24 protein-coding genes are annotated in these 22,542 nt (G+C 61.7%); 14 read left to right on the top strand and 10 right to left on the bottom strand.

The genetic code is table 11. The features are described from left to right. Positions 1-26: 26 nt before the first annotated feature. The 7 genes from egtD (at position 27) to HXX25_RS12920 (ending at position 6,288) form a co-directional block, all read left to right on the top strand. Entirely contained in the window at positions 27-1,007 is a 981-nt protein-coding gene (gene egtD / locus HXX25_RS12950) for an L-histidine N(alpha)-methyltransferase (protein ID WP_187166312.1), read from the top strand. Positions 1,008-1,105: 98 nt separating this feature from the next. After that, a complete protein-coding gene (gene rsfS, locus HXX25_RS12945) occupies positions 1,106-1,468 on the top strand; it encodes a ribosome silencing factor (RefSeq protein WP_370543771.1) in 363 nt (120 codons plus the stop codon). A 6-nt stretch (positions 1,469-1,474) separates the two neighbouring features. Next, complete coding sequence (rlmH, locus tag HXX25_RS12940; protein ID WP_187166311.1) at positions 1,475-1,945, top strand: 23S rRNA (pseudouridine(1915)-N(3))-methyltransferase RlmH; 471 nt, start codon at positions 1,475-1,477, stop codon at positions 1,943-1,945. A gap of 4 nt (positions 1,946-1,949) precedes the next feature. Further along, entirely contained in the window at positions 1,950-3,170 is a 1,221-nt protein-coding gene (locus tag HXX25_RS12935) for a murein hydrolase activator EnvC (RefSeq protein WP_187166310.1), read from the top strand. Positions 3,171-3,201: 31 nt separating this feature from the next. Next, positions 3,202-4,497, top strand: coding sequence for a S41 family peptidase (locus HXX25_RS12930; protein WP_187166309.1), 1,296 nt, complete (start codon positions 3,202-3,204; stop codon positions 4,495-4,497). Positions 4,498-4,612: 115 nt separating this feature from the next. Then, the gene (locus HXX25_RS12925; protein WP_187166308.1) at positions 4,613-5,800 is read left to right on the top strand and encodes a divergent polysaccharide deacetylase family protein; all 1,188 of its coding nucleotides are present in this window, start codon (positions 4,613-4,615) and stop codon (positions 5,798-5,800) included. Next, positions 5,800-6,288, top strand: a complete 489-nt coding sequence (locus HXX25_RS12920) for an RNA pyrophosphohydrolase (protein ID WP_187166307.1) — start codon at positions 5,800-5,802, stop codon at positions 6,286-6,288. The genes HXX25_RS12925 and HXX25_RS12920 overlap by 1 nt, the downstream gene beginning before the upstream one ends. A gap of 33 nt (positions 6,289-6,321) precedes the next feature. On the opposite strand, the gene HXX25_RS12915 is transcribed toward HXX25_RS12920, so the two are convergent. Continuing rightward, positions 6,322-7,845, bottom strand: coding sequence for an amidohydrolase family protein (locus HXX25_RS12915; RefSeq protein ID WP_187166306.1), 1,524 nt, complete (start codon positions 7,843-7,845; stop codon positions 6,322-6,324). Between the two features lie 124 nt (positions 7,846-7,969). Here HXX25_RS12915 and HXX25_RS12910 point away from each other — a divergent pair, with 124 nt between their 5' ends. Beyond that, positions 7,970-8,971 (top strand): helix-turn-helix transcriptional regulator, encoded by a 1,002-nt coding sequence (locus HXX25_RS12910; RefSeq protein WP_187166305.1) that lies wholly within the window; start codon positions 7,970-7,972, stop codon positions 8,969-8,971. Then, complete coding sequence (locus tag HXX25_RS12905; protein ID WP_187166304.1) at positions 8,941-9,405, top strand: hypothetical protein; 465 nt, start codon at positions 8,941-8,943, stop codon at positions 9,403-9,405. The genes HXX25_RS12910 and HXX25_RS12905 overlap by 31 nt, the downstream gene beginning before the upstream one ends. Here HXX25_RS12905 and HXX25_RS12900 read toward each other — a convergent pair. The 7 genes from HXX25_RS12900 to HXX25_RS12870 all read right to left on the bottom strand — a co-directional run bounded on the left by HXX25_RS12900 (position 9,363) and on the right by HXX25_RS12870 (position 15,485). Further along, positions 9,363-9,563, bottom strand: a complete 201-nt coding sequence (locus HXX25_RS12900) for a hypothetical protein (RefSeq protein ID WP_187166303.1) — start codon at positions 9,561-9,563, stop codon at positions 9,363-9,365. The two genes, HXX25_RS12905 and HXX25_RS12900, sit on opposite strands and share 43 nt — an antisense overlap. Positions 9,564-9,658: 95 nt before the next feature. Continuing rightward, on the bottom strand, positions 9,659-10,060 hold the full coding sequence (locus HXX25_RS12895) for a F0F1 ATP synthase subunit epsilon (protein ID WP_187166302.1): 402 nt from the start codon (positions 10,058-10,060) through the stop codon (positions 9,659-9,661). Positions 10,061-10,150: 90 nt separating this feature from the next. Then, positions 10,151-10,918, bottom strand: coding sequence for a hypothetical protein (locus HXX25_RS12890; protein ID WP_187166301.1), 768 nt, complete (start codon positions 10,916-10,918; stop codon positions 10,151-10,153). Positions 10,919-11,017: 99 nt separating this feature from the next. Continuing rightward, positions 11,018-12,451 carry a F0F1 ATP synthase subunit beta gene (atpD, locus tag HXX25_RS12885; protein WP_187166300.1) on the bottom strand — a complete coding sequence of 478 codons (1,434 nt, stop codon included), beginning with the start codon at positions 12,449-12,451 and terminating at the stop codon, positions 11,018-11,020. A gap of 29 nt (positions 12,452-12,480) precedes the next feature. Continuing rightward, positions 12,481-13,368: a F0F1 ATP synthase subunit gamma gene (locus HXX25_RS12880; RefSeq protein ID WP_187166299.1), complete on the bottom strand. Its 888-nt coding sequence runs from the start codon at positions 13,366-13,368 to the stop codon at positions 12,481-12,483. Positions 13,369-13,390: 22 nt separating this feature from the next. Continuing rightward, complete coding sequence (gene atpA / locus HXX25_RS12875; RefSeq protein WP_187166298.1) at positions 13,391-14,920, bottom strand: F0F1 ATP synthase subunit alpha; 1,530 nt, start codon at positions 14,918-14,920, stop codon at positions 13,391-13,393. 7 nt (positions 14,921-14,927) lie between these two features. Continuing rightward, the gene (locus HXX25_RS12870; protein WP_187166297.1) at positions 14,928-15,485 is read right to left on the bottom strand and encodes a F0F1 ATP synthase subunit delta; all 558 of its coding nucleotides are present in this window, start codon (positions 15,483-15,485) and stop codon (positions 14,928-14,930) included. Between the two features lie 256 nt (positions 15,486-15,741). Here HXX25_RS12870 and solA point away from each other — a divergent pair, with 256 nt between their 5' ends. Beyond that, complete coding sequence (solA, locus tag HXX25_RS12865; protein ID WP_187166296.1) at positions 15,742-16,851, top strand: N-methyl-L-tryptophan oxidase; 1,110 nt, start codon at positions 15,742-15,744, stop codon at positions 16,849-16,851. Here the strand turns inward: solA and HXX25_RS12860 are convergent. After that, positions 16,836-19,025 carry a primosomal protein N' gene (locus HXX25_RS12860; RefSeq protein ID WP_187166295.1) on the bottom strand — a complete coding sequence of 730 codons (2,190 nt, stop codon included), beginning with the start codon at positions 19,023-19,025 and terminating at the stop codon, positions 16,836-16,838. The genes solA and HXX25_RS12860 overlap by 16 nt on opposite strands. Before the next feature lie 64 nt (positions 19,026-19,089). Here HXX25_RS12860 and HXX25_RS12855 point away from each other — a divergent pair, with 64 nt between their 5' ends. From HXX25_RS12855 to HXX25_RS12840, 4 genes are all read left to right on the top strand, one after another. Beyond that, positions 19,090-19,827, top strand: coding sequence for a DUF484 family protein (locus tag HXX25_RS12855; protein ID WP_187166294.1), 738 nt, complete (start codon positions 19,090-19,092; stop codon positions 19,825-19,827). Next, the gene (locus HXX25_RS12850; RefSeq protein ID WP_187166293.1) at positions 19,809-20,744 is read left to right on the top strand and encodes a tyrosine recombinase XerC; all 936 of its coding nucleotides are present in this window, start codon (positions 19,809-19,811) and stop codon (positions 20,742-20,744) included. The genes HXX25_RS12855 and HXX25_RS12850 overlap by 19 nt, the downstream gene beginning before the upstream one ends. A gap of 220 nt (positions 20,745-20,964) precedes the next feature. Beyond that, complete coding sequence (locus HXX25_RS12845) at positions 20,965-21,585, top strand: hypothetical protein (RefSeq protein WP_187166292.1); 621 nt, start codon at positions 20,965-20,967, stop codon at positions 21,583-21,585. Further along, entirely contained in the window at positions 21,578-21,880 is a 303-nt protein-coding gene (locus HXX25_RS12840) for a transcriptional regulator (RefSeq protein WP_187166291.1), read from the top strand. Before HXX25_RS12845 ends, HXX25_RS12840 begins: the two co-directional genes overlap by 8 nt. Here HXX25_RS12840 and HXX25_RS12835 read toward each other — a convergent pair. After that, the gene (locus HXX25_RS12835) at positions 21,877-22,422 is read right to left on the bottom strand and encodes a GNAT family N-acetyltransferase (protein WP_187166290.1); all 546 of its coding nucleotides are present in this window, start codon (positions 22,420-22,422) and stop codon (positions 21,877-21,879) included. The two genes, HXX25_RS12840 and HXX25_RS12835, sit on opposite strands and share 4 nt — an antisense overlap. Positions 22,423-22,542 lie beyond the last annotated feature (120 nt).

The raw sequence follows: 22,542 nt of genomic DNA, 5'->3' as shown, positions 1-22,542 counted from the left end.
CTGCCAGCCACAATCGAGCTTTTTTCATGACTATGCCGAGCCATGCTGGCACGCTTTCCTTCTTCAACGACCTGCACCCGCCCAAATCCCGCTTTCAGGATGACGTGCTGGAGGGCCTGTCCCGGCCACAAAAATCCATCCCGCCCAAGCATTTTTACGATGCGCGGGGGTCGGCATTGTTCGATGACATCACCGATACCGAAGATTATTACGTCACCCGAACCGAGCTTGGCATTCTGGATGCCATCGCCGGCGAAATTGCCGCCAAGGCCGGCAGCGGCGCAGTCGTGATCGAGCCGGGCTCCGGCTCCAGCGTCAAGATCGACAAGCTTCTCAACGCGCTGGACCGGGCGGCCGCCTATATCGGGCTCGACATCTCGAAAGAGCATCTGATCTCTGCGTGTGAAGACCTCGCCGCGCGATATGACGGCCTGTCGGTCGGGGCGATCTGCGCGGACTTTACCCAACCGGTTCCCCTGGAAGACCTGCCGATTCCGGATGGAAAGCGGCTGGTCTTCTTTCCGGGCTCGACGATCGGAAATTTCGAGCCGGGCGGCGCCAAGGCGCTGCTGGAGACGATCCGCGGCTGGTTGCGGCCGGGAGATGCCCTGCTCATCGGTGCCGACCGCGTCAAATCGGCCGACATACTCGAGAATGCCTATGATGATGCCAGCGGTGTGACGGCCGCCTTCAATCTCAACCTCCTGACCCGCATCAACCGGGAGCTGAACGGAACGATCGAGACCGATGCATTCGACCACAAGGCGGTCTGGACCAGCGATGCCGCGCGCGTCGAGATGCATCTGGTCGCCAAACGCGACACGGAATTTTCCGTATCGGGCCAGACATTCCGCATGTCAGCCGGCGAGACGATTCATACCGAGAACTCCCACAAATTCTCGATAGAGCGCTTTACAGCGCTGGCGGCGAGTGCCGGGCTGGTGGTCAAGCAGGACTGGAGTGATGCCCGCGGCTATTTCACACTCTACTGGCTCGAACGTGCGTAAAGTCTGTGCTATGCTGAATTTTCAGACATTCATGCAGGAGCAGACCACTGACCACGCAAGCTGATCGGACGGCCAAAACCGCCGAAACCGCCCCCGTTATCGCCAAAGGCGGCGATGCCACAAGCGAAGCCCTCGAAAGCCTCATCACAGGCCTTCTGGAGGATGACAAGGCGGAAGATATCATTTCCATCGATCTGCGTGGAAAATCATCGGTCACCGACTTCATGATTATCGCTTCGGGACGCTCGCACCGGCATGTCGGTGCGATTGCGGATCATGTGATCCGCGCGCTGAAGGAATCCGGTCATGGCCGGGCCCGTGCCGAAGGACTGGCGACCGCCGACTGGGTGTTGATTGATGCCGGCGATGTCGTGGTTCATCTGTTCCGTCCGGAAGTACGCACCTTCTACAATCTGGAACGCATGTGGTCGGTGGATTCTCCTGAAAAGCCTGAAGGCTGATCCCGCATGCAATTGCGGATTATCGCATCCGGGCGGCTGAAGTCCGGCCCGGAACGCGAACTGATCCAGCGCTATGCCGAACGCATACGCGCCAGCGGGCCACAAATCGCCCTGGGGCCACTGTCAGAGACCGAGATTGATCCCAAGCCGTTCAAATCCCGCGCGGCGGAATCATCAGCCCTTGCGGCTCAGATTCCCGATGGCGCCGCCGTTTGTCTGATGGATGAACGGGGCAAGGCGCTGTCGTCACGCGAATTGTCCGATGCACTGGCGCGCTGGCGCGATGACGGTATTCGCGACGCCTGTTTCGTGATCGGCGGCGCTGACGGGCTGGACCGGACAGTTTTTGCCAATCCGGATATGATAGTGTCATTCGGGAAAGCGGTCTGGCCCCACATGCTGGTCCGGGCCATGCTGGCCGAGCAGCTCTACCGGGCCGTGTCCATCCTGTCCGGCTCGCCGTATCACCGGGATTGATGCCATGTGGCTTCCTGCCCTCATTCTCGCGCTCCAGACGGCCGGCGATCCGCCGACGCCGGATCCTGCGGAGATCGAGCGTCTGGAACAGGAGGAAGATGAGGCCGCAGAACGCGCCGAAGCCGCGCGGCTGGAAGCCGAAGCCCTGGCTGCCGAGATTGTCGAACTGCAAACCCGGCTGGTGAATGCCGCCAATCGCGTCTCCAGCAGCGAACAGGCTGCGCTGGATATCGAACGCCGCATTGACACGCTGACCACACAGGAAGATGCCATTCTGGAACGGCTACTGGCGGATCGGGAAGCGCTGATTGATGTGCTCGCCGCCCTGCAACGCATTGAACGCGGGGCTCCGCCGGCGCTGGCGACCTCTCCGGGCGAGGCCGAGGAAGCCGCGCGCGCCGCAAGCCTTCTGGCGGCCATCACGCCTCAATTGCAGGACCGGGCCGCCGCGCTCGCAGCGGAGCTCGACAATTTACGCGCCGTGCGGGAGGCCGTCGAAGCCGAGCGGCTGGATCTGGCCTCGACCGAGCAGGAGCTGAGTGCCCGCCAGGATACGATCCGCCAGCTATTGGCCGAACGCCGGCAGCTGGAAGCGCGCCGCCGGGGAGATGCCGAACGGCTGGCCGATGTCGCCGCCACAGCCGGTGAACAGGCGCGCACCTTGCGGCAATTACTCGAAACCCTGCGCGGGATGACGGAAATTTCACCCCGCTTTAATCCAAGACGGCTGATCCGCGGTGACGATATTCCGGCCCCGGCCTTGCGTCCCGAGGATGGTCTGGTCGTGGCCCGCGCGGCCATGGCACCGATTGAAACGCTGCGCTTTGCCGATAGCCGCGGAGAGCTGCGGCCGCCTGTAGAAGGGCCGATCGTGCTGCGCTTCCGGCAGGATGACGAGAATAACGAACCGCTGGAGGGTATCCGGATTCGTGCCCGCGCCGGAGGGCAGGTTGTCGCCCCCTTTGATGCGCGCATCGAATACGCCGGGTCATTTAATACATATAACGGACTATTGATCCTGAGTGCAGGCGATGACTACTATATTGTGCTGGCTGGGCTAGCTTCCATCTATGCCGAGGCGGGTCAGTCGGTTCTGGCGGGCGAGCCCATCGGGGAGATGCCCGGTAATGATGAAGTGGCACCGGATTTGTATCTGGAGATCCGGCGCGGAGAAACAGCGGTTGACCCCGAGCCCTGGTTAAGGGTCAGATCGCAATCCGGATAATGCGGGCGAGATAAAAAGGACTCGTTAGATCATGCGTTTGAATTTCATTGCAGCAGCTATTGCTTTCGCTCTTGGCGCCGGTGCTCTCGCGGTTTCCGCAGAAGGCTTCGACAATTCCCGCGAAGACACTTATCGCCAGCTCGAATTGTTCGGCGATGTCCTGTCCCGGATTGAGTCGGATTATGTCACCGATGTCGATGACGCGGCGCTGATCGAAGCGGCCATTGAAGGCATGCTGGAAAGTCTGGACCCGCACTCCTCCTATCTCTCTCCCGACAGCTTCCAGGACATGCAGGTGTCAACGCGCGGCGAATATGGCGGTCTCGGCATGGAAATTACCGTTCGCGATGACCGCATCACGATTGTATCGCCCTATGAAGACACGCCCGCCGGCCGTGCCGGACTGCAGCCTGGCGATCAGATTATCGGCGTTGATGGCGAGTCCATCATCGGATTCTCGACAGATGAAGCCGTTGATCTGATGCGCGGCCCTGTGGGCGCGCCGGTCACCATCACCGTTGCCCGTGAGGGCGAAGAGGATTTCGATCTGAATCTGGTGCGCGAAATCATTCCGCTGCGCACCGTGGCCTGGCGTGAGGAAGAGGGCTTCGGCTATCTGCGCATTGCCGGTTTCAATGAACACACGACAGAAACACTGCATGAGGCGATTGCTGAAATGCGGGACGCTTTCGGTGGCACGATTCCGGGCGTCATTGTCGATTTGCGTTTCAATCCGGGTGGCCTTCTGGATCAGGCTGTCGGCGTCACCGACACCTTCCTCGATGGCGGCGAGATCGTGACCACACGCTATCGCAATCCGGGCGAGAACCAGCGTTTCAACGCCCGTCCGGGTGATATGATCAATGGGGCCCCGGTGGTCGTGCTGATCAATGAAGGGTCCGCGAGTGCGTCGGAAATCGTTGCGGGTGCCCTGCAGGACCGCGAGCGTGCGACGCTTGTTGGCCGCACCAGCTTCGGCAAGGGCTCGGTTCAGACGCTGATCCCGCTGCGCGGCGGTCGTGATGGCGGTCTGCGCCTGACCACGGGCCGTTACTACACCCCGTCGGGCCGCTCCATTCAGGCCACCGGTATTGTGCCGGACTGGCTCGTGGCATTCCGCCCGATCGAGGAGAGCGCCGAAGCCCGCTACAGCGAATCCGCGCTGGATGGTGCTCTTCAGAATGAAGACGGAACAGAGCGGGAAGCGGAAAACCTCGCAACGATCGAGCAGCCGCCCGAAGACTATGAAGGTACCGATTTCCAGCTGGAGCGGGCCTTGCAGATTCTGGCAGGCCTGGCCGAGCGGGAACAGGCCGCACTGCAATAGAACGGTCGTCCAGCCGCCCGTCTTAACCCTTTCTTACCCGGCAGCGGGCAGCAATCAGCCAGAGGTCCGATCGAATTGATTCGGTCGGACTGACAGGCCGACACGCCGGGTAAAGATGAGCGGAAACACAACAAGCGCGACACAAGCCTTCAAAGCGCCTGCCCTCGCCGGGGTGGGGGCCGCGCTGCTGTTCGGCATTGGCGCGTTGATGATTGCGTTTCTCGGCGATCCTGCGGGCCGTCCGCCGGTCGCCCGGCAAGCTCTCGCCCCCATTCCCGAGCCGGCCCTTCAGGACGTGCAAATCGCCGACATCCGCCGTCCGGTCGAATTTACTTCGCCGGATACCGAGATCGAGCCATCGCTGTCCGGCGTTCCGGAAACCTTTGAAGCCACACCCCCGGTGGATGGCTCGGATCCGGCTCACGCAGAAGCCCAACATGCGGGGCAGACCAATCCGAACGCGCTGGTGACCGCACCGCTGACCGGCCTCACAACGCCGGGACCGTCCGGGCCTCTGCCGGCCATTGGTCCGGATGGCACCCGCCCGGATCAGGCTTATGCCCGTCCCTGGCATGGCGATCCCAACATGCCGATGATTGCCGTGGTGATTGGCGGGATGGGGCTGAACCGCGCCGTGACAGAGGCCGCCATCAACGACTTGCCGCCGGAAGTCGCGCTCAGCTTTGCGCCCTATTCCCGCGATCTTCAAAGCTGGATCGACCAGGCGCGGGCGGCCGGACATGAAGTGCTGATCGAGGTACCGATGGAGCCCTTTGATTATCCCAATAATGATCCGGGCCCGCACACGCTGCTCGCCGATGCGCCGAATTCGGAAAATTCGCGCCGCCTCTACTGGCTGATGAGTCAGGCGACCGGCTATTTCGCGATGACGAATTATCTCGGCGCGCGCTTTTCGACGTCCGAACCGGCGCTCGGCCATCTGATGGCCACACTGGAAGAACGCGGCGTCTCTTTCCTGCATGACGGTACGGGCCGCCGGTCGACGATTGAAGCCGCTGGCGGCAATGCCGGTGCGCGGTGGGGGATAGCCGATCGTGTGCTGGATGAAGACCCCTCACCTTCTGCGGTGGATGACCGCCTGCTGACACTGGAAGCGCTCGCGCTTCAGAATGGCAGCGCGGTCGGGGCGGGATTCGCCTATCGCTCGACCGTCGATCAGGTCGCCCGCTGGGCCGAAGGGCTCGAGGCGCGTGGCTACGCCCTGGCCCCGCCGTCAGCCGTCATGGCGCGGCAACAGGCCGAACGCGGTGGATCGCAAACCGCTTCATCCAGCAGCCATTGATGGACGACCCCTATCCGCAACACCGGGCCAATGCCGGCGTCGTGTTGTTCAATGCCGAAGGCCTTGTCTGGATTGGCCGCCGCGCGGATGTCGACGGCCCGCATATCTGGCAATTCCCGCAAGGCGGCATGGATAAGGGTGAAGACGCCGAGGCGGCTGCCCGCCGCGAAGCCTATGAGGAAACCGGTGCGCGCCCGGACCAGCTGGAGCTTCTCGGCGCGATCGATCACTGGATTGCCTATGATTTTCCGCCTGGCCTGCCGCCGCGGCCCGACCAGAAACGCTATAAATGGAAAGGCCAGAAGCAGCGCTGGTTTGCCTTCCGGTTCACCGGACGCGACGCGGATTTCGATCTGACGGCTGTCCCGCCACAGGAATTTGCCGAATGGCGATGGGAGAAGCTGGCGAATATTCCGCCGCTCATCATCGACTGGAAACGTGCCGTCTATGAAGAAGTGGTGGAGGCGTTTTCCGCTTTCGCGCGCTAGGCTTTCGAGCGCCTGGTGATCTGGAACCTCCATTTAGCGCGCGGACAGGCTGGACCGCTCGATCACTTCGCCGGCCAGAACTACCCGATCGATCTGATTATAGGCCGCGACATCAAGCAGCGGACTGGACCGGAGGATCAAGAGATCCGCGCGCTTCCCCGGCTCAATCGTACCAATCTCGTTGCCCAGACCAAAGGCAGCGGCATTATTGATCGTCATCGCCCTGAACAAGGACTGGAGCGTGATGCCAGTATCGACCCAGTTCTGCATTTCCCAATACCCTGCCAGTCCAGGAGGGGAGGCCCAGCCGAAGCCGCCAACGGCCGTGTCGGTGCCGAACAGGAGGCGGGAATTTTCGGCATACATCCCCGAAAGCAGGTTTTCATACCGGTTCAGAAATGCCGATTGCGCGGCGCCCATATCATCGCTGCCGCTCCCCTCGACGGTCGTGGCGCCGAACATGGCAATAAAATCCTCGCGCTGAACCTGGGCCTCACCGCGCAAATAGTCGAGATAGGCCGCGGGCACCGCATCGACCCAGCCAGTATCCGCTAGCACGGACGCGTCAAACAGGCTGGCCGTATTTCGGATGGTCTCAATGGTCGGCTGCACCGCAATGCGAGAATGGGCAACGCGCCAGGCTATTTCCGCAGTGCGCGCGGAGGGCTGGGGGTCGGTGAAAGACTGGCCGGTCCATTCCCACATGCCGTGGGCCAGAATATCGATACCCGACTGGAGGGCGAACTCATAGCCAGCCGGCGTGGTCGCATGGAGCAGGACCGGCAAGCCGGCCGCATGGGCTGCCGCAACCACGTCACGCACGATCGCTACCGAGGGCAAACGGAAGGCTGGCGCGCCTTCAGGCCACCACAGGGCCTCTTCGTAGTAGAGCTTGATGCATTGGCCGCCCTGATCGACAACTGACGCCACAACGGCCTCAGGCGTGTGCGCCGCGGGGTCTGCGCCGTCAGGGATGAGGCCACCTGCATAGTGATCGATCAGATAGCCGGGATAGGCATCCCCAATCGGTACGCCTTCGAGTTCGAGCGCCATGAAGCCATCCGACAGTGCGACCCCCTGGCCGCAATGGACCAGATGGGGGTGAAGCGGGGCAGCTTCGAAGCGGGCATTGGTCTCCGCATCGGCATTGAGTTCAATCACGGTGGTGAAGCCGTGGAACAGGAAGCTGCGAGGCTGTTGCTCCATATAGCCGCGGTAGAGCGCGACGTGGTCATCAGTGTAGCGGGCGCGCAATCCGGTCGCATGATAGAGATGGACATGACTGTCGATCAGACCCGGGATCAGGTATCCATGATTGGCGTCAATCACTTGCGCAGAGCCCACATCAATGGCTCCGCTGCCAACCTCAATAATGCGGTCGCCACTCACTCTCACCCAGGCATCCTGTAGCGGCGTGGCCCGCTCGGGGCTGATCAGGGTCGCGTTCAGAATCACGAGATCGACATCGGAATCCGACAGCGAAAATGCCGGTTGGGTCAGAGCCAGGCCGAGGAAAGTAGCAATGGCAAAAAGGGAACGGGCGAGCGGATGAGTCATTTGGGCCTCCTTTGCGGTGACGCCAGAAAAGCCGGGTTTTGCCCCGCATGCGCCCTGAAACGCGATTGAGGACAGATCAAAACGTGATCTTGGCCACGGGGCCGAGACGCCTTATCAAGTCTGGATGCTGTCTGTTCTCCACATCTCCGCTGCACTCTCGGCGATCATGGCCGTCTTTCTGGCCAATCTGCGATCGGAGCCGAAACTGGCACACAGGCTTTTGGCCGTGGTATTTGCCTTGTTTGCGACCCAGCATCTACTAACGAGTCTGGCGGTAATGGAGATCGGTAACCCACTGGTCTGGTGGCGACCGGTCCTAGCGATGGCCCTTGCACCGGTCATCTACCTGCATCTGCGCTCGACCACGCAGCCGGACGAAACGCCATCGGCGCGGGATCTGATCCACCTCACCGGTCCGGCCGGCCTCGCCCTGGCACGGCAAATTGTCGGGAGCGGGGCCTATCTCGACGTGGTCATCATTCTCAGCCTCGTTCTCTATTGCGGTCTCTGCCTGATCCACATCAAGGCCGCCTTGCCCGCCGCTCGGCGCTGGAAATACATGGTGAGCGGCTGGCTCATCCTGATGGCACTCGCCGATGGGCTCGTCATGGTCGAGCTGGCCGAAAGCGATAATCTGAGACAGTCACGCGCCCTGGTATTCACGATGGCCGGTTTCCTGTTCTTCCTTGCCTATCTGGTGCTGACCAGCCTGAACCAGACCGGTCCCTTGAGCTGGATTGTGACGCGGATCCAACGCGGGGGTGCACGGTCCGAGCAGGTCCAGGAACGGCTTGAGGTCCATATGTCCCAGACGCGTCCTTGGCTCGACGCAGAGCTAACCGTGGCGCGCCTCGCGCGCCAGCTCGGCCTGCCGCAGCGCACGGTGTCGGAGACTGTCAATGACCGCTTCGGGGTCAGCGTCAGCCGCTGGATCAATGGCTGGCGCATCGCTGAGGCCCAGCGCCTTATTCAGGCAGATCCGGCCCGGCCGCTGGTCGAGCTGATGCTCGATTGCGGCTTCCAGACCCGTTCCAACTTCAACAAGGCGTTCAACGATGTGGCCGGCGAAACGCCGAGCGCCTGGCGCAAGGCGCATTGTCATGCTCCGGACAGCAAGGCCGAATAGAAAAATCTTCATTTAGTCAGTCTGCGCGGGCCGGCTCAGTTTGCGACAGCACTCCGCATAGCCTCAAGACGGACGACGCGCTCGCGGGCCTGATTGACTTCGACATCGGATTTGGCGACGCCAAGGTCTTCCTGGGCATTCTTAAGTTCCTGGAGCTTCTCGGCGCGATCGATCACTGGATTGCCTATGATTTTCCGCCTGGCCTGCCGCCGCGGCCCGACCAGAAACGCTATAAATGGAAAGGCCAGAAACAGCGCTGGTTTGCCTTCCGGTTCACCGGACGCGACGCGGATTTCGATCTGACGGCTGTCCCGCCACAGGAATTTGCCGAATGGCGATGGGAGAAGCTGGCGAATATTCCGCCGCTCATCATCGACTGGAAACGTGCCGTCTATGAAGAAGTGGTGGAGGCGTTTTCCGCTTTCGCGCGCTGACGATTCTTCAGCGCCCTGACGAGCCCGATCAGGCTGATTGCAAACCATGAAAATTCAATCGCGATAGAGGCCGGGTTGGGCTTGTAGATCAAAGAGATCAGCAAGAGCACAGCACCCACACCATTGATGACCGGATGGCGCCAGTCATCATCGCTCACGCCCCTTGTCTGTTGCCAGAAATAGGCAAACAGGACGCAGGCGACGCCGGCAAAGCCGATGAAATCTGTCAGGCCGAGAGAGATGAGAAAGTCGATCAGCCGTTCAGCGCTTCGGTCAGCGCCTCGAACTTGGCAAGTTTGGCTTCGGCGACTTGGCGTTCGAGATCATTGCGGGCGAGGCCGATATCCTCGCGCGCATCGGTCAGGTCCTTCGCCAGTTGATCGCGATCAACAGCCGCCAGATCGATGGCCTCCTCGGCGAGCACGGTCAGGCCTTCCGGCGTGACCTCGGCGAAACCGCCATGAATGAAGGTTCGGCGCACATCGGAGCCGTCATGGACGGAAATCGCGCCGGACCGGATCGCGCTCATCACCGGCGCATGACCCGGAAGGACACCGAAATCGCCCTCTTCGCCAGGGACCACCACCATGTCGACATCGCCCTGGAACAGGCGGCGTTCGGGAGAAACGAGGTCAAAATGAAGTTTGTCAGCCATGACGGAGAATCCTTCGTGCGTTCGCGGCGCTCTTTAACAGGCCCGGCGCGATTTGTGGAGCATTGTTTTCACTCGCTGCCGGCGCTGAGCTCAGCAGTTCGGCGGCAAAGCGCCCAGCAAATCCAATAGAGCGCGATCGCGGCTATCCTCGCGGCGCACCCAGGGCGCATCGGAGCCCACGGCCCAACCGGGCATATCGAGCTGCATGGCGACATTGAACGGCAGGGGCGGAAGAGGCTGAGGCGGTATTTCGCCCTCCGATGTCACGACCGGCGGAGGCATTTGACCGTCATAACGTTGCTGCCATTGCGCGACAGCGGCGCAATCGCTTTCCAGATGGGTCACCAGATCAATGCGATCGGCCACCGCTTCATCCAGTTCGGCTTGCCGTCCGAAGGCGCGGTGTTCCCCGCCTATATCCTGACCGGGCTCCAGCCCGTTCGAGCGGAGATAGGCAGCGGCAGCGGCACCATCAAACAGACGTTCGGCTATGACATCAAAATCTGTTGTTTCGCCTTCAATGCTGACCTGATGATAGCGCCATTGGCAATTAGCGTTCCCGCAGACTTCGTTGAAAGCAAAACGGAAGACTTCCGTCCAGTAGAAAGGCGAACCGCGCTGGCCGCGCGGACCTTCGGTTTCGATTGCCGCGCCTGGCTGATCGATATTGTGGGCTTCAAAGCGCTCCAGCGCGCCATCGGCTGCGGCATCATAGGCCGCCCGCCGCCAGGCCCGCCAAAGCGCCGGGCCGTCATAACCGTCAAACTCACCGAGAGCGACATCCGGTGCCGGCGGGGGTGGTGGCGGCGGCGAGGCCGCGACGAATAGCAGGCTGATGGCAGCGACGATGAATTTCATAAAGGACTCCCCGGTCTGGCGGCGAGTTTGGCGGGTCAGCGCCCGAAAGAAAAGGCCGGTCGTGATGACCGGCCTTTTCAAATTCATATGAAAGCGAAGCTAGGCGGCTTCAGCGGCCAGTTGTTCTGCTTTCTTCACGGCGTCTTCGATCGTGCCGACCATGTAGAAGGCCGGTTCCGGCAGGTGATCATATTCACCGGCGACAATCGCCTTGAAGCCCTTGACCGTATCGGCGACCGGCACCTGAACACCCGGGAAGCCGGTGAAGATCTGGGCCACGTCGAACGGCTGCGAGAAGAAGCGTTCCACTTTCCGGGCACGGGCCACGGTCAGCTTGTCCTCTTCGGACAATTCATCCATGCCGAGAATGGCGATAATGTCCTGAAGGGCCTTGTAGCGCTGCAGGATTTCCTGCACGGCGCGGGCCGTTTCATAGTGTTCTTCACCGACAATCCGCGGATCGAGGATACGCGAGGACGAATCGAGCGGATCCACAGCCGGGTAGATACCCTTTTCCGCGATCGAGCGGTTCAGCGTGGTCGTCGCATCGAGGTGGGCGAAGGTGGTGGCCGGGGCCGGGTCGGTCAGGTCATCTGCGGGCACGTAGACGGCCTGCACGGATGTGATCGAGCCCTTCTTGGTAGAAGTAATGCGTTCCTGCAGCGCACCCATGTCGGTGGCCAGGGTCGGCTGATAACCCACAGCCGACGGAATACGGCCGAGCAGGGCGGACACTTCGGAACCGGCCTGTGTGAAGCGGAAGATGTTGTCGACGAAGAAGAGCACGTCCTTGCCTTCTTCATCGCGGAAATATTCAGCCTGGGCGAGACCGGCCAGAGCGACCCGTGCGCGGGCACCCGGAGGCTCGTTCATCTGACCGAAAACGAGGGCGCAGCGCGAGCCTTCGACAGAACCCTTGGACGGGTCCTTGTTCACGCCGGATTCGATCATTTCCCAGTACAGGTCGTTTCCTTCGCGGGTGCGTTCACCCACGCCGGCGAAGACCGAGTAACCGCCGAACAGCTTGGCGATGTTGTTGATCAGTTCCTGAATGAGCACCGTCTTGCCCACGCCGGCACCGCCGAAGAGGCCGATCTTGCCGCCCTTTGCGTAGGGGCAGAGCAGGTCGATGACCTTGATACCGGTCGGCAGGATTTCAGCTTCCGTGGCCTGTTCGTCAAAGGCCGGAGCGGAACGGTGGATCGGGGCGCGTTGTTCAAAAGAAACCTCGCCAGCCTCATCGATCGGGTCACCGGTCACGTTCAGGATACGGCCCAGCACGCCCGGACCCACCGGAACGGTGATCGGCGAGCCGGTATCGCTCACTTCGGCACCGCGTTGCAGGCCTTCCGTGGCGTCCATGGCGATGGTCCGGACGGTGTTTTCACCCAGATGCTGGGCGACTTCCAGAACCAGTTTCTGTTCGCCATTCCTGGTTTCAACAGCGTTGAGAATATCCGGCAGGCCGCCTTCAAATTCGACGTCAACAACGGCGCCGGTAATCTGTACGACGCGTCCCTTGAGCTGTGCCATCTGCATAATTCCTTTTGCGGACGTATTTCTTACAAGGCCTCGGCGCCGGAGATGATTTCGGTCAGCTCCGTCGTGATCTTGGCCTGGCGTGTGCGGTTATAAACGAGGTTCAGTTTGTCGATCAGTTCGCCGGCATTGCGCGTGGCATTGTCCATTGCGGCCATGCGGGCGCCCATCTCGCCTGCGGCGTTTTCCAGCAGGGCGGACAGGATAATCGTATCGACATAACGCGGCAGGAGCACGTTGAGGATTTCCTCCTCGTCGGGCTCGTATTCATAGACAGCGCCGCCGAGATCGGGGCGATTGACGCTTTCATCAATCGCATCAACGGCCGGGATCAGCGTCTGGGCCCGCGGCTTCTGCGAAATCACGGAGACAAATTCCGACGAGATGAGCTCGCAGATATCGAACTCACCGGCGGCGAACATGTCGCGGACGATCAGGCCGAATTTCGATGCGGCATCGCGCCCGGCAGTCTTGCCACCCGAGAGATCGTATTGCTTCACGATCAGGTCGCTGTAGAGGCGCTTGAGCTGGTCTGCGCCCTTCTTGCCGACGGTGATGATCCTGACTGTCTTGCCGGCCGCCTGCAGCGCGGTAATGCGCTCGCGAGCCTTGCGGGCGATGTTGGTGTTGAAACCACCACACAGGCCACGGTCGGCTGTCAGCACCAGCAGTAGAACCGAATCGGACTTGCCCGTCCCCACCAGAAGCGGAGGGGCACCCGGAGAATCCTTCATCGAGGCCGACAGATTCGCCATGACGGACGCCATGCGCTCGGCATAAGGCCCGGCCGCTTCGGCTGCGTCCTGTGCCCGGCGCAATTTGGCCGCGGCCACCATCTGCATCGCCTTGGTGATCTTCTGCGTGGATTTCACGCTGGAGATGCGATTGCGAAGCTCTTTAAGCGAAGCCATGCGGCTCTCCTAAACCCTGACCCTAAGCGAAGTTCTTCGTGAAGGCCTCGACCACGGAGGTCAGTTTGCTTTCACTGTCATCGCTCAGCTTCTGTTCGTCGCGGATGCTCGCCAGAAGTTCAGCATGATCGGCATGCAGGTGGCGCAGAAGCTCGGCTTCATACTGGCGCACATTGCCGACCGGAATCTTGTCGAGATAGCCGCGTGTACCCGCAAAGATCACGCAGACCTGTTCTTCCATCGACAGCGGCGAGAATTGCGGCTGCTTCAGAAGTTCGGTCAGGCGCTGGCCCCGGTTGAGCAGACGCTGCGTGGCAGCGTCGAGATCGGAACCGAACTGGGCAAAGGCCGCCATTTCACGGTACTGGGCGAGTTCACCCTTCATCTTGCCGGCAACCTGCTTCATCGCCTTCGTCTGAGCCGCAGAGCCCACGCGGGACACGGACAGACCGACGTTGACGGCCGGGCGAATACCCTGGAAGAAGAGATCGGTTTCGAGGAAGATCTGGCCATCGGTGATCGAGATCACATTGGTCGGAATATAGGCCGACACGTCATTGGCCTGGGTTTCGATGATCGGCAGGGCGGTCAGCGAACCGGAACCCAGTTCGTCATTCATCTTGGCCGCACGTTCCAGCAGGCGGGAGTGCAGATAGAAAACGTCACCCGGATAGGCTTCGCGGCCCGGCGGGCGGCGCAGAAGGAGCGACATCTGACGATAGGCCACGGCCTGCTTCGAGAGATCATCATAGACGATGAGGGCGTGCATGCCGTTATCGCGGAAATATTCGCCGATCGTACACGCGGTAAACGGTGCGAGGAACTGCATCGGAGCCGGATCAGACGCGGTGGCCGCGACCACGGTGGTGTATTCCATGGCGCCGTTTTCCTCGAGCGTTTTCACGATCTGGGCAACGGTGGAGCGCTTCTGGCCGACAGCGACATAGACGCAATAGAGCTTCTTGCTCTCGTCATCGCTTTCATTGACCTGCTTCTGGTTCAGAATGGCGTCGATCGCGATGGCGGTCTTGCCGGTCTGACGGTCGCCAATGATCAGCTCGCGCTGACCCCGGCCAATCGGGATCATGGCATCGACGGACTTGATGCCGGTCGCCATGGGCTCGTGCACGGACTTCCGCGGGATGATGCCCGGGGCCTTCACGTCCACGCGGCGGCGCTCGGTCGCATCAATCGGGCCCTTGCCGTCAATCGGCTCGCCCAGCGCGTTCACGACGCGGCCAAGGAAACCCTTGCCAACACCGGTGTCCACGATGGAGCCGAGACGCTTGACCGTATCGCCTTCTTTCAGGCCGCGGTCTTCGCCGAAAATCACGCAACCGACATTGTCGCGCTCCAGGTTCAGAGCCATGCCCTTCACCCCGCCCGGGAATTCCACGAGCTCACCGGCGCGAACCTCGTCGAGGCCGTAGACGCGGGCAATCCCGTCACCTACGGACAGGATCTGGCCAACGTCCGAGACTTTCGAGTCGGCGCCATAATTCTTGATCTGATCTTTGAGAATTGCGGAAATTTCCGCAGCACGGATGTCCATGGCGCTTCTAAGCCTCTTTCATCGCTGTCCGGAGCCCGTCGAGCTTGGTCCGAAGGGAGGAATCATACATGCGCGAACCGACCTGAACGATCAGCCCGCCGAGAATGTCCGGATTTTCGTGAGTCCGGACGTCAACTTCACGCCCGAGGGCGCGTTTCAAGGACGCTGTCAAAGCGTCAATTTCCTTGGCCGTCAGCTTGGCAGCACTGGTGACATCCGCAGATACCACACCGCGCGCCGCAGCCGCCATTTTGGCATAGGCCGCTGCAATCAGCCCGAACTCGCCGGCGCGGCCGTTTTCAGCCGCCACTTTCAGCGCGTTCCGGGTCATATCCTGAAAACCGGCCTTTTCGGCAATCGCCGTGATGATTCCGGATTTGGCATCGCCATCGACCATCGGGCTTTTCAGCGCGGCCGACAGCTCCTCGCTGCCTGCCAGCAACTCGCCCAGAGCAGCCATGTCGGCTTCGACCTTGTCCGCCAATTTGGCGTCCGAAGCCAGCTCGAACAGGGCGCTGGCATACCGTCCGGCTGCGCCGGTGATTGTTACGTGATCACCACTCATCTGACCGTTCTGTCGCCTGCCTTTGCTGATTGTATTTGCGCGTCGATTTGATCAACCGCCAAATACTTGAGAACATTGCGAAATCTGAAGCACGCTTTCGCCCTTGAGACGCGCGCTTCTCCAGTTGCGCGCCCGCTTAGCATAGGGCCTATCAGGCGGCAACCCGCTTGCGTCATTATCGGCATGGCTTGATTGCTTCAGAAAAAGCACGAAAAGTGACCGCGGGGCGTTCGGCATGCACAATGGGGAGAGTGGCATGCACGATATCGGGGTAATCGGTCTGGGCGCGATGGGCCTGGCCAGTGCGTGGGCGGCAAGCCGCGCCGGGGCCAGAATCATCGGTTTTGACCAGTTCCCACAGAATCACCGCCAGGGCTCCAGCCATGGCGAAACCCGGATGATTCGCGGCCTCTACAGCGAAGGACGGGTCTATATGCCGCTGCTTGACCGCGGCTATGCGCTCTGGGGAATGCTCGAAGCGGACGCCGGCGAAACGCTGCTCGAAGCCCGCGGCGGTCTGGATATCGCGGCCGAAGGCTCCGCGCTGCTTCGGGAAGTGCAGGCCTGCGCCGACATGTATGACCGCCCGTGTATTCTGATGGATGCGATGACGGTCAATGAATGCTGGCCCGCCCTGAACCTTCCGGACACGTGTGCGGCCATCATGTCTCGCGAGAGCGGTGTTCTGTTGAGCGACCGCGCCAATATGGCCATGGCCAGGCTGGCGCAGGACAACGGTGCCGACCTGAACTGGGAAACGCCGGTTCTGAGTGTCACGCCGGATACAGACGGATTTGTGATCCGCACCCATAAGGGTGATTCGCGCGTCCGCCGCGTGATCAACGCCGCCGGACCCTGGGCTGACCGCTTTTATCCCGGCCTTCAGAACGTCCTGACCGTCGAGCGGCAGGTTGTGGGCTATTTTGACGGGCCGGACGGCGATGTGCCGCCTTTCCAGCGCGAACTGGATGATGGCCGGCGCGTCTATCTCTTGCCGGCCGCCGAGCCGGGGCGATGGAAACTCGGTCTCTACCATCATCGCCGGCAGCGCGGCCCGTCGCATTGCGGGTCCAGCGAGGTGGATGCCGAAGACCGCCGGATTCTGACCGGCTGCCTGAAAGCTGTCTTGCCGGACTGTCCGCCGCCGGACCGGTTCGAGGTTTGCCGCTTCACCAACACGGAAGATGGACGATTCGTGATTGATCACGCTGCCGATCTTCCGGACATGGTGCTGGTCGCGGCCTGTTCGGGCCATGGCTACAAGTTCGCGCCGGCGGTCGGCGAAGCGGCTGTGGCACTGGCGCTGGATCTACCGCCGCCGGTCGATCTCTCGCCGTTTACGCTGGCGCGTCAGACAAAACTGTAGGGTTCAATGTCTATTGTAACGCGGACCGATGAAACCGGTTTCATGTTTTTCTTCCAGGCCCAGAGCCAGGCGGAAAGGTCGACATCCCGATCTGCGCGGATCAGCATGCGCCGCCGGTGCCAGCCCCGGACCATGCCATAGCGCGGTTCGGCCGGTCCCCAGATCTGGATGCCGTCGGCGTTCGGCGCCTTGCGGGCCCATTCCCGCGCCACCGCATCGGCTTGCGAGGGGTCTCTGGCTGAAATGATAATCGCCGCGAGCCGGCCATAGGGCGGCAGGCCGAGCAGTTCGCGGGCCATGGTTTCGGTTTCCATGAAGCGATCCCGGTCACCGGCGACCAATGCGGCGATGGCATCATGTTCCGGATCATGGGTTTGCAGAAAGGCCCGGCCCGGACGATCAGCCCGGCCCGCCCGCCCCGCGACCTGAACCAGCGTCTGATAGGTTCGTTCGCCGGCGCGCGGGTCGCCGCCGGCCAGACCCAGATCGGCATCGACGACACCAATGAGGGTGAGGTTGAGGAAGTTATGGCCCTTGGCGGCAATCTGTGTGCCGACGAGAATATCAATCTCGCCGCGCTCCATGCGGTCGATCAGCGCCAGCAATTTCTCGGCTGAGTGAGCCGTATCTGAGGAGAGGATTTCGATGCGCGCGTCGGGAAAACGCGCCCTGGCTTCTTCGGCCACTCGCTCGACGCCCGGCCCGACACTGGTCAGGGAATCAATGGCCCCGCATTCCGGGCATTTGTCGGGGCGCAGCATGGAAAAGCCGGTGAGATGGCAGATCAGCCGTCCTGTATAACGATGCTCTGTCAGATAGGCGTCGACAGCGGGCGATTTCATCTTGTGTCCGCAATCGCGGCACAGGACGAGCGGCGCATAGCCTCGCCGATTCAGGTACAAAAGCACCTGCTCCTTGCGCGCCAGCGTCTCGGCCATCGCCTCGACCAGAGGATTGGAAAGCCACATCCCCCTCGCGGGCCGGTTCGGTTCCTCGCGAAGATCGATGGTCGTGATTTCGGGCAGAACCGCTTTGCCGATGCGGTCGGGAAGCTGGATATAGGCATAGCGCCCGGCCCGCGCATTCGCGAGGCTTTCAATCGAGGGCGTGGCCGACGCCATGACGATGGGCGCTTGCGAGGCCCGTGCCCGCACGACTGCCAGATCGCGCGCCTGATAATGCAATCCGTCGCCCTGCTTGTAGGTCGCGTCATGTTCTTCATCGACGACGATAAGGCGCAGATTCTGGAAAGGCAGGAACAGAGCCGAGCGCGCGCCAATGACAATCCGTGCGCGATTCTCATTGACCTCCCGCCAGATTCGGCGGCGTTCCTTGTGACCCTGATCGGAATGCCAAAGCGCCGGTTCGGCGTTAAAACGCGATATAAATCGCGCGGTCACGGCGCGGGTCAGGGCAATTTCGGGCAGAAGGACGAGAATCTGTGCATCCGGGTCTCGGCGCAACGAATGGGCTATGGCCTCGAAATAGACTTCCGTCTTGCCCGAACCCGTCACGCCATCCAGCAAAGCCGCCTGAAAGCCGCCGGCAGTAATCATGCGTTTCAGCTGATCCGCGGCCTCGGCCTGTTGCGGGACCAGATCGACGCCCGGCCCGTCCGGATCCGGCGGATCGAACGGCGGGTCCGCCGGGCGCTCGATCCGCACCAGACCGCCGGCCTTGGCCAGCCCCGACACCACGCCGGGCGTCACGCCGGCCAGACGCGCCAGTTCCGCCGCGGAATTCGGCCCATATTCGGTGACGGCCTCGATGACACGGGTTCGCGCCTCGGTCATGCGCGCGGGCAGGTCTCCCGCCGCGTCAAACTGGATTTCGGTGGGCGATGGCATGAGCGAATCCTCGCTGCGTAACACCATGCGCAGGACCAGCCCCGGCCATTGCACCAGGTATCGCGCTGACCAGTTTACAAATTCGATCATCGCCTCCGAGAGGGGCGGGGCTTCATAAACGCTCTCGACACTTTTGAGATTGCGGCTGCCATCATCGGACGAGAGCGCCCAGACGACGCCGCGCGCCGAGCGCTTGCCCAGCGGCGCGCGAACATGGTCGCCGATACGCAGCTCCATCCCGTCCGGCACCGCATAATCGAACGGTTCCGGCAAGGGCATGGGAAACAGGATGGAGGCCTTGGCTTTGAGAGGGGGCGTGCGACTCATACCTCCATAGTGGGAGTTCGCATCGGTTCTGCAAATGATCTTCTGCCGCGTTTACGGAACGCCAATGCCTGTCGGCTATAAAGGCCTCAATACAAATCCGAAAACGGATGGTGGGACATTGACAGATTTTACGACACAGCCGGGCGCTGCGCCCGATGCGATGGATCGCGCCATGGTGCGCCAGATGCTGATGAATAATCCCGACTGGGTTCGCGAAGACACCGAATTGCTGTCGCATCTGGCAGCGGCACCTGCTGCCAGGGGTGTGGCGGATCTGGGCTTTGTGGTGCGCGAGAAGCTGCTGGACGAGGTTCGCGCGCTGAAGCGGCGCGAGCAGGCGATTGCGGATCATGCTCGCAATAATCTGGCTTTGCTGGCGCGGGCCCAGATGTTTGTTCTGTCGCTGATGGAATGTGCCGGTCTGGACGAGCTGGACTACAAACTCGCCTGGGAAGCCCCGGCCGCGCTGGGCGTTGAAAAGGTCCGCCTGTTTCTTGAAGGCGCAACGCCGATGATAGTGTCCGAAGCCATTCATGCCTGCGGGCAAGGTCTGGCAGACGAGCTGTTGGGCGACGAGAATGACTTCACCGGCGGCTGTGCCCCACGAACCGCGCGCACGCTCTATGGCGAAGACATGGGCAGTCACGCCCTCTGCCGGATTGAGGCCGGGGGCCGCACCGGGCTGCTGGCGCTGGCGGCAACCGAACCCGACCAGTTTCATACCGGACAGGGCACGGAAATCCTGAATTTCGTCGCCCGCGCCGTCGAGCGCCTGATGGATAAATGGCTGAGCGAGACCTGAGCACGTCTGCCGATACGGCATTGGACGACTGGCTGGGCTATCTGGCCGGCGAGAAGCGTTACAGCCCGAAAACGCTTGAAAGTTATGGCCGGGATGTCTCGGCCTTTCTGAACTTCCAGTTCGCCCATCGCGGGACACGCCTGACTCTTCGACATCTGGGTGATCTGAAGGCCACCGATTTTCGCGCCTGGCTGGCGGATCGGCGGCGCGATGGTGTCTCCGCGCGATCCCTCGCGCGGTTCCTGTCTTCGGTGCGCAGCTTCTATCGCTATCTGGAAAAACGCCGCGGCGTCGAATGCAGCGCGCTCGGGCTCGTCGAAACGCCGAAAGTGCCGCGCAGCCTGCCCAAGCCCGTGAGCGCTGATGCCGCCCGGCAGATGATTGCCGAGACCGGCGCGCGGGATATGCCCGACTGGATCGCTGCCCGCGATGCAGCAGTGCTGCTTATGCTCTATGGATGCGGCCTCCGGATCAGCGAAGCGCTGGCGATCACGGTGGAGGACTTGCCACTCGGCGATGTCCTGCGCGTGACCGGCAAGGGCCAGAAAACGCGGCTGGTGCCGGTCCTGCCGGCCGTCCGCGAGGCGATGGCGGCCTATGTCGCGCTCAGCCCGTTCAGCCCGGATTCCGGCGAGCCGGTCTTCCGCGCTTTACGCGGCGGCGCACTGGGTGCACGGGCCGTGCAGGAGCTCGTCGTCAATCTGCGGTCCCGGCTGGGCCTGCCCGCCAGCGCCACGCCGCATGCGCTGCGGCACAGCTTTGCCACCCATCTTCTGGCAGGCGGCGGTGATCTGCGCACGATCCAGGAATTGCTGGGACATGCCAGCCTGTCGACCACGCAGGTCTATGCGGCCGTCGAAGGCGCGCATCTGACGGCCGTTCATGCCGCTGCGCATCCACGCGCCCGGCGGCGCTGATACCGGGATTGGCCTGATCTGCCCTTTCCCCTGGCCCCGCCCTGCCGCTTCGCTCTCTACCCGGCTTCACCCGGAAAAGCAGGATTTCCAGCCGTTTCAGACGTTTTTTCAAACTCGCCCTGGCCGACCCTTTCCTCGCCGTCCGCCCGGCGCTTTTCACCCCTCTTGCTTCCTGCTCCAGATCTGATACTTTGTATTTCAAAGTTCTTTGGAGGAAGTCATGACGGACTCAAGCAATACGGATCTGGACTATCTGCGCAATGTCGCGGAATCGGGTGCGCAGGCGCCGCTGATCGGCGGGCGATTTCTGGTGATTTGGGGCGGACTTGCCGTCATCGCGTGTGTGGCGCACTGGTCGATCCTGGCGGAGGTCATTCCGATAGAGCCCCAATATGTGGGGGCCGTCTGGCTGGCCTATGGCGTCATCGGATTGTTGGCCAATTTCGTCGCCGCCCGCGGATTATCGACCAAACCCGGCATCGGCTCGATCGGGAACCGCGTATACCGGGTTGCCTGGCAATATGTCGGCATCGGCATCGGCCTATATCTGGCGGGCGTGCTGTTTTCCGTGACGGCGCTGGATGCCTCGCCGGTCCTGTTTGATTCCATCCTGACGATTGCGCTGTTTGGCTATTCCATCGCTTTTGCCGTCACAGCCGCGCTGTCGTCGGAAAAATGGCTTTACGGTCCGGCCTGGATGTCGATTGCCGGAGCCGCTCTATCGCCAGCGTTTTACGGCCGGCCCGAGCTTTATCTTCTGATCGCAGCGATCATTCTGTTTGCGGCGGTCGTGCCCGGCATGCGGCTGATGGGCAAGGAGCCCGCGTCCAGCCATGAGTGATGCAGAGTTCAACGCCGCAGCGCTGGACGAGGTCATTCACGGCAAATTGCGCCTGGGCATCATGGCCTATCTCTCTTCGGTGAGCACGGCGAGTTTTACCGAGCTGAAAGAGAAAACCGGGGCGTCGGATGGAAATCTGTCCGTCCACATGCGCAAGCTGGAAGAGGCGGGCTACGTCGCGGTGGATAAAAGGTTTGTCAAACGGCGCCCCCGCACAACGCTGGCGCTGACCCCGGCGGGACGCAAGGCCTGGATCACCTATCTGGATGAATTGCGGCGGCTGACCGGCGCTTAGGCTGCGGCGCGTTCGCGCTGCAGGGCGAAACGGACAATCGTCACGCCATCTTCCTCGCGCGTGCCCGCCTCGACGAATCCCGTCTTTTCCAGAACCCGTTGTGACGCAATCAGATGCGGGAGGGTCTCGGCGATAACTTCGCGGATCTGACCCGTGGAGAAGGCCCAGTCGATGAGGGCATTGACGGCTTCGGTCGCCAGACCCTGTTCGCGAAACGAGGTCAGCATGGAATAGGCGATTTCAACCACGCCGTCCTTGCCGGGAGGCCCCTTGAACCCGCCGCCGCCGACAAGGCGGTCCATGCCGCCGATAAAGTCCGGCCAGATGAACGCCCAGAAATACCAGCCTTCCGTGCCGGGATGTTCTGTCAGCTTCAATTCGCACGCATTCATGGCCGGCTGATCCATCAGGTCCGGCGGCCAGCTGGCTTCGGACATGACATTCAAGGCCTCGAAAAAGGCCGCCGGCGCCCGCGATTGCAGACCGGCCAGGCGCGCATCCAGCGCCACCAGTTTCAGTCGTTCTGCATTGATAGCCAACATGGGCGACATCCTGCACAGCAAGGCGGCCTGCAACATAGCCGCCGAAAAATCTCATTGTCCGAACACAGACCAGAACGCCTCGCAAACGCCAGCCTGACGGGGGCGTTTATAGCATGATTT

The sequence above is a fragment of the Hyphobacterium sp. CCMP332 genome (assembly GCF_014323565.1).
GTDB lineage: Bacteria > Pseudomonadota > Alphaproteobacteria > Caulobacterales > Maricaulaceae > Hyphobacterium.
Note: the sequence above shows the minus strand (reverse complement) of the source record. Positions and strands in the feature narration are given on the sequence as shown.

Excerpts from the sequence above, each read along its gene's own strand:
- egtD (WP_187166312.1), top strand. The coding sequence starts at position 27 with ATGACTATGCCGAGCCATGCTGGCACGCTTTCCTTCTTCAACGACCTG.
- rlmH (WP_187166311.1), top strand. The coding sequence starts at position 1,475 with ATGCAATTGCGGATTATCGCATCCGGGCGGCTGAAGTCCGGCCCGGAA.
- HXX25_RS12935 (WP_187166310.1), top strand. The coding sequence starts at position 1,950 with ATGTGGCTTCCTGCCCTCATTCTCGCGCTCCAGACGGCCGGCGATCCG.
- HXX25_RS12930 (WP_187166309.1), top strand. The coding sequence starts at position 3,202 with ATGCGTTTGAATTTCATTGCAGCAGCTATTGCTTTCGCTCTTGGCGCC.
- HXX25_RS12925 (WP_187166308.1), top strand. The coding sequence starts at position 4,613 with ATGAGCGGAAACACAACAAGCGCGACACAAGCCTTCAAAGCGCCTGCC.
- HXX25_RS12920 (WP_187166307.1), top strand. The coding sequence starts at position 5,800 with ATGGACGACCCCTATCCGCAACACCGGGCCAATGCCGGCGTCGTGTTG.
- HXX25_RS12915 (WP_187166306.1), bottom strand. The coding sequence starts at position 7,845 with ATGACTCATCCGCTCGCCCGTTCCCTTTTTGCCATTGCTACTTTCCTC.
- HXX25_RS12910 (WP_187166305.1), top strand. The coding sequence starts at position 7,970 with ATGCTGTCTGTTCTCCACATCTCCGCTGCACTCTCGGCGATCATGGCC.
- HXX25_RS12895 (WP_187166302.1), bottom strand. The coding sequence starts at position 10,060 with ATGGCTGACAAACTTCATTTTGACCTCGTTTCTCCCGAACGCCGCCTG.
- HXX25_RS12890 (WP_187166301.1), bottom strand. The coding sequence starts at position 10,918 with ATGAAATTCATCGTCGCTGCCATCAGCCTGCTATTCGTCGCGGCCTCG.
- atpD (WP_187166300.1), bottom strand. The coding sequence starts at position 12,451 with ATGGCACAGCTCAAGGGACGCGTCGTACAGATTACCGGCGCCGTTGTT.
- HXX25_RS12880 (WP_187166299.1), bottom strand. The coding sequence starts at position 13,368 with ATGGCTTCGCTTAAAGAGCTTCGCAATCGCATCTCCAGCGTGAAATCC.
- atpA (WP_187166298.1), bottom strand. The coding sequence starts at position 14,920 with ATGGACATCCGTGCTGCGGAAATTTCCGCAATTCTCAAAGATCAGATC.
- HXX25_RS12870 (WP_187166297.1), bottom strand. The coding sequence starts at position 15,485 with ATGAGTGGTGATCACGTAACAATCACCGGCGCAGCCGGACGGTATGCC.
- solA (WP_187166296.1), top strand. The coding sequence starts at position 15,742 with ATGCACGATATCGGGGTAATCGGTCTGGGCGCGATGGGCCTGGCCAGT.
- HXX25_RS12860 (WP_187166295.1), bottom strand. The coding sequence starts at position 19,025 with ATGAGTCGCACGCCCCCTCTCAAAGCCAAGGCCTCCATCCTGTTTCCC.
- HXX25_RS12855 (WP_187166294.1), top strand. The coding sequence starts at position 19,090 with ATGCCTGTCGGCTATAAAGGCCTCAATACAAATCCGAAAACGGATGGT.
- HXX25_RS12850 (WP_187166293.1), top strand. The coding sequence starts at position 19,809 with ATGGCTGAGCGAGACCTGAGCACGTCTGCCGATACGGCATTGGACGAC.
- HXX25_RS12845 (WP_187166292.1), top strand. The coding sequence starts at position 20,965 with ATGACGGACTCAAGCAATACGGATCTGGACTATCTGCGCAATGTCGCG.
- HXX25_RS12840 (WP_187166291.1), top strand. The coding sequence starts at position 21,578 with ATGAGTGATGCAGAGTTCAACGCCGCAGCGCTGGACGAGGTCATTCAC.
- HXX25_RS12835 (WP_187166290.1), bottom strand. The coding sequence starts at position 22,422 with ATGTTGGCTATCAATGCAGAACGACTGAAACTGGTGGCGCTGGATGCG.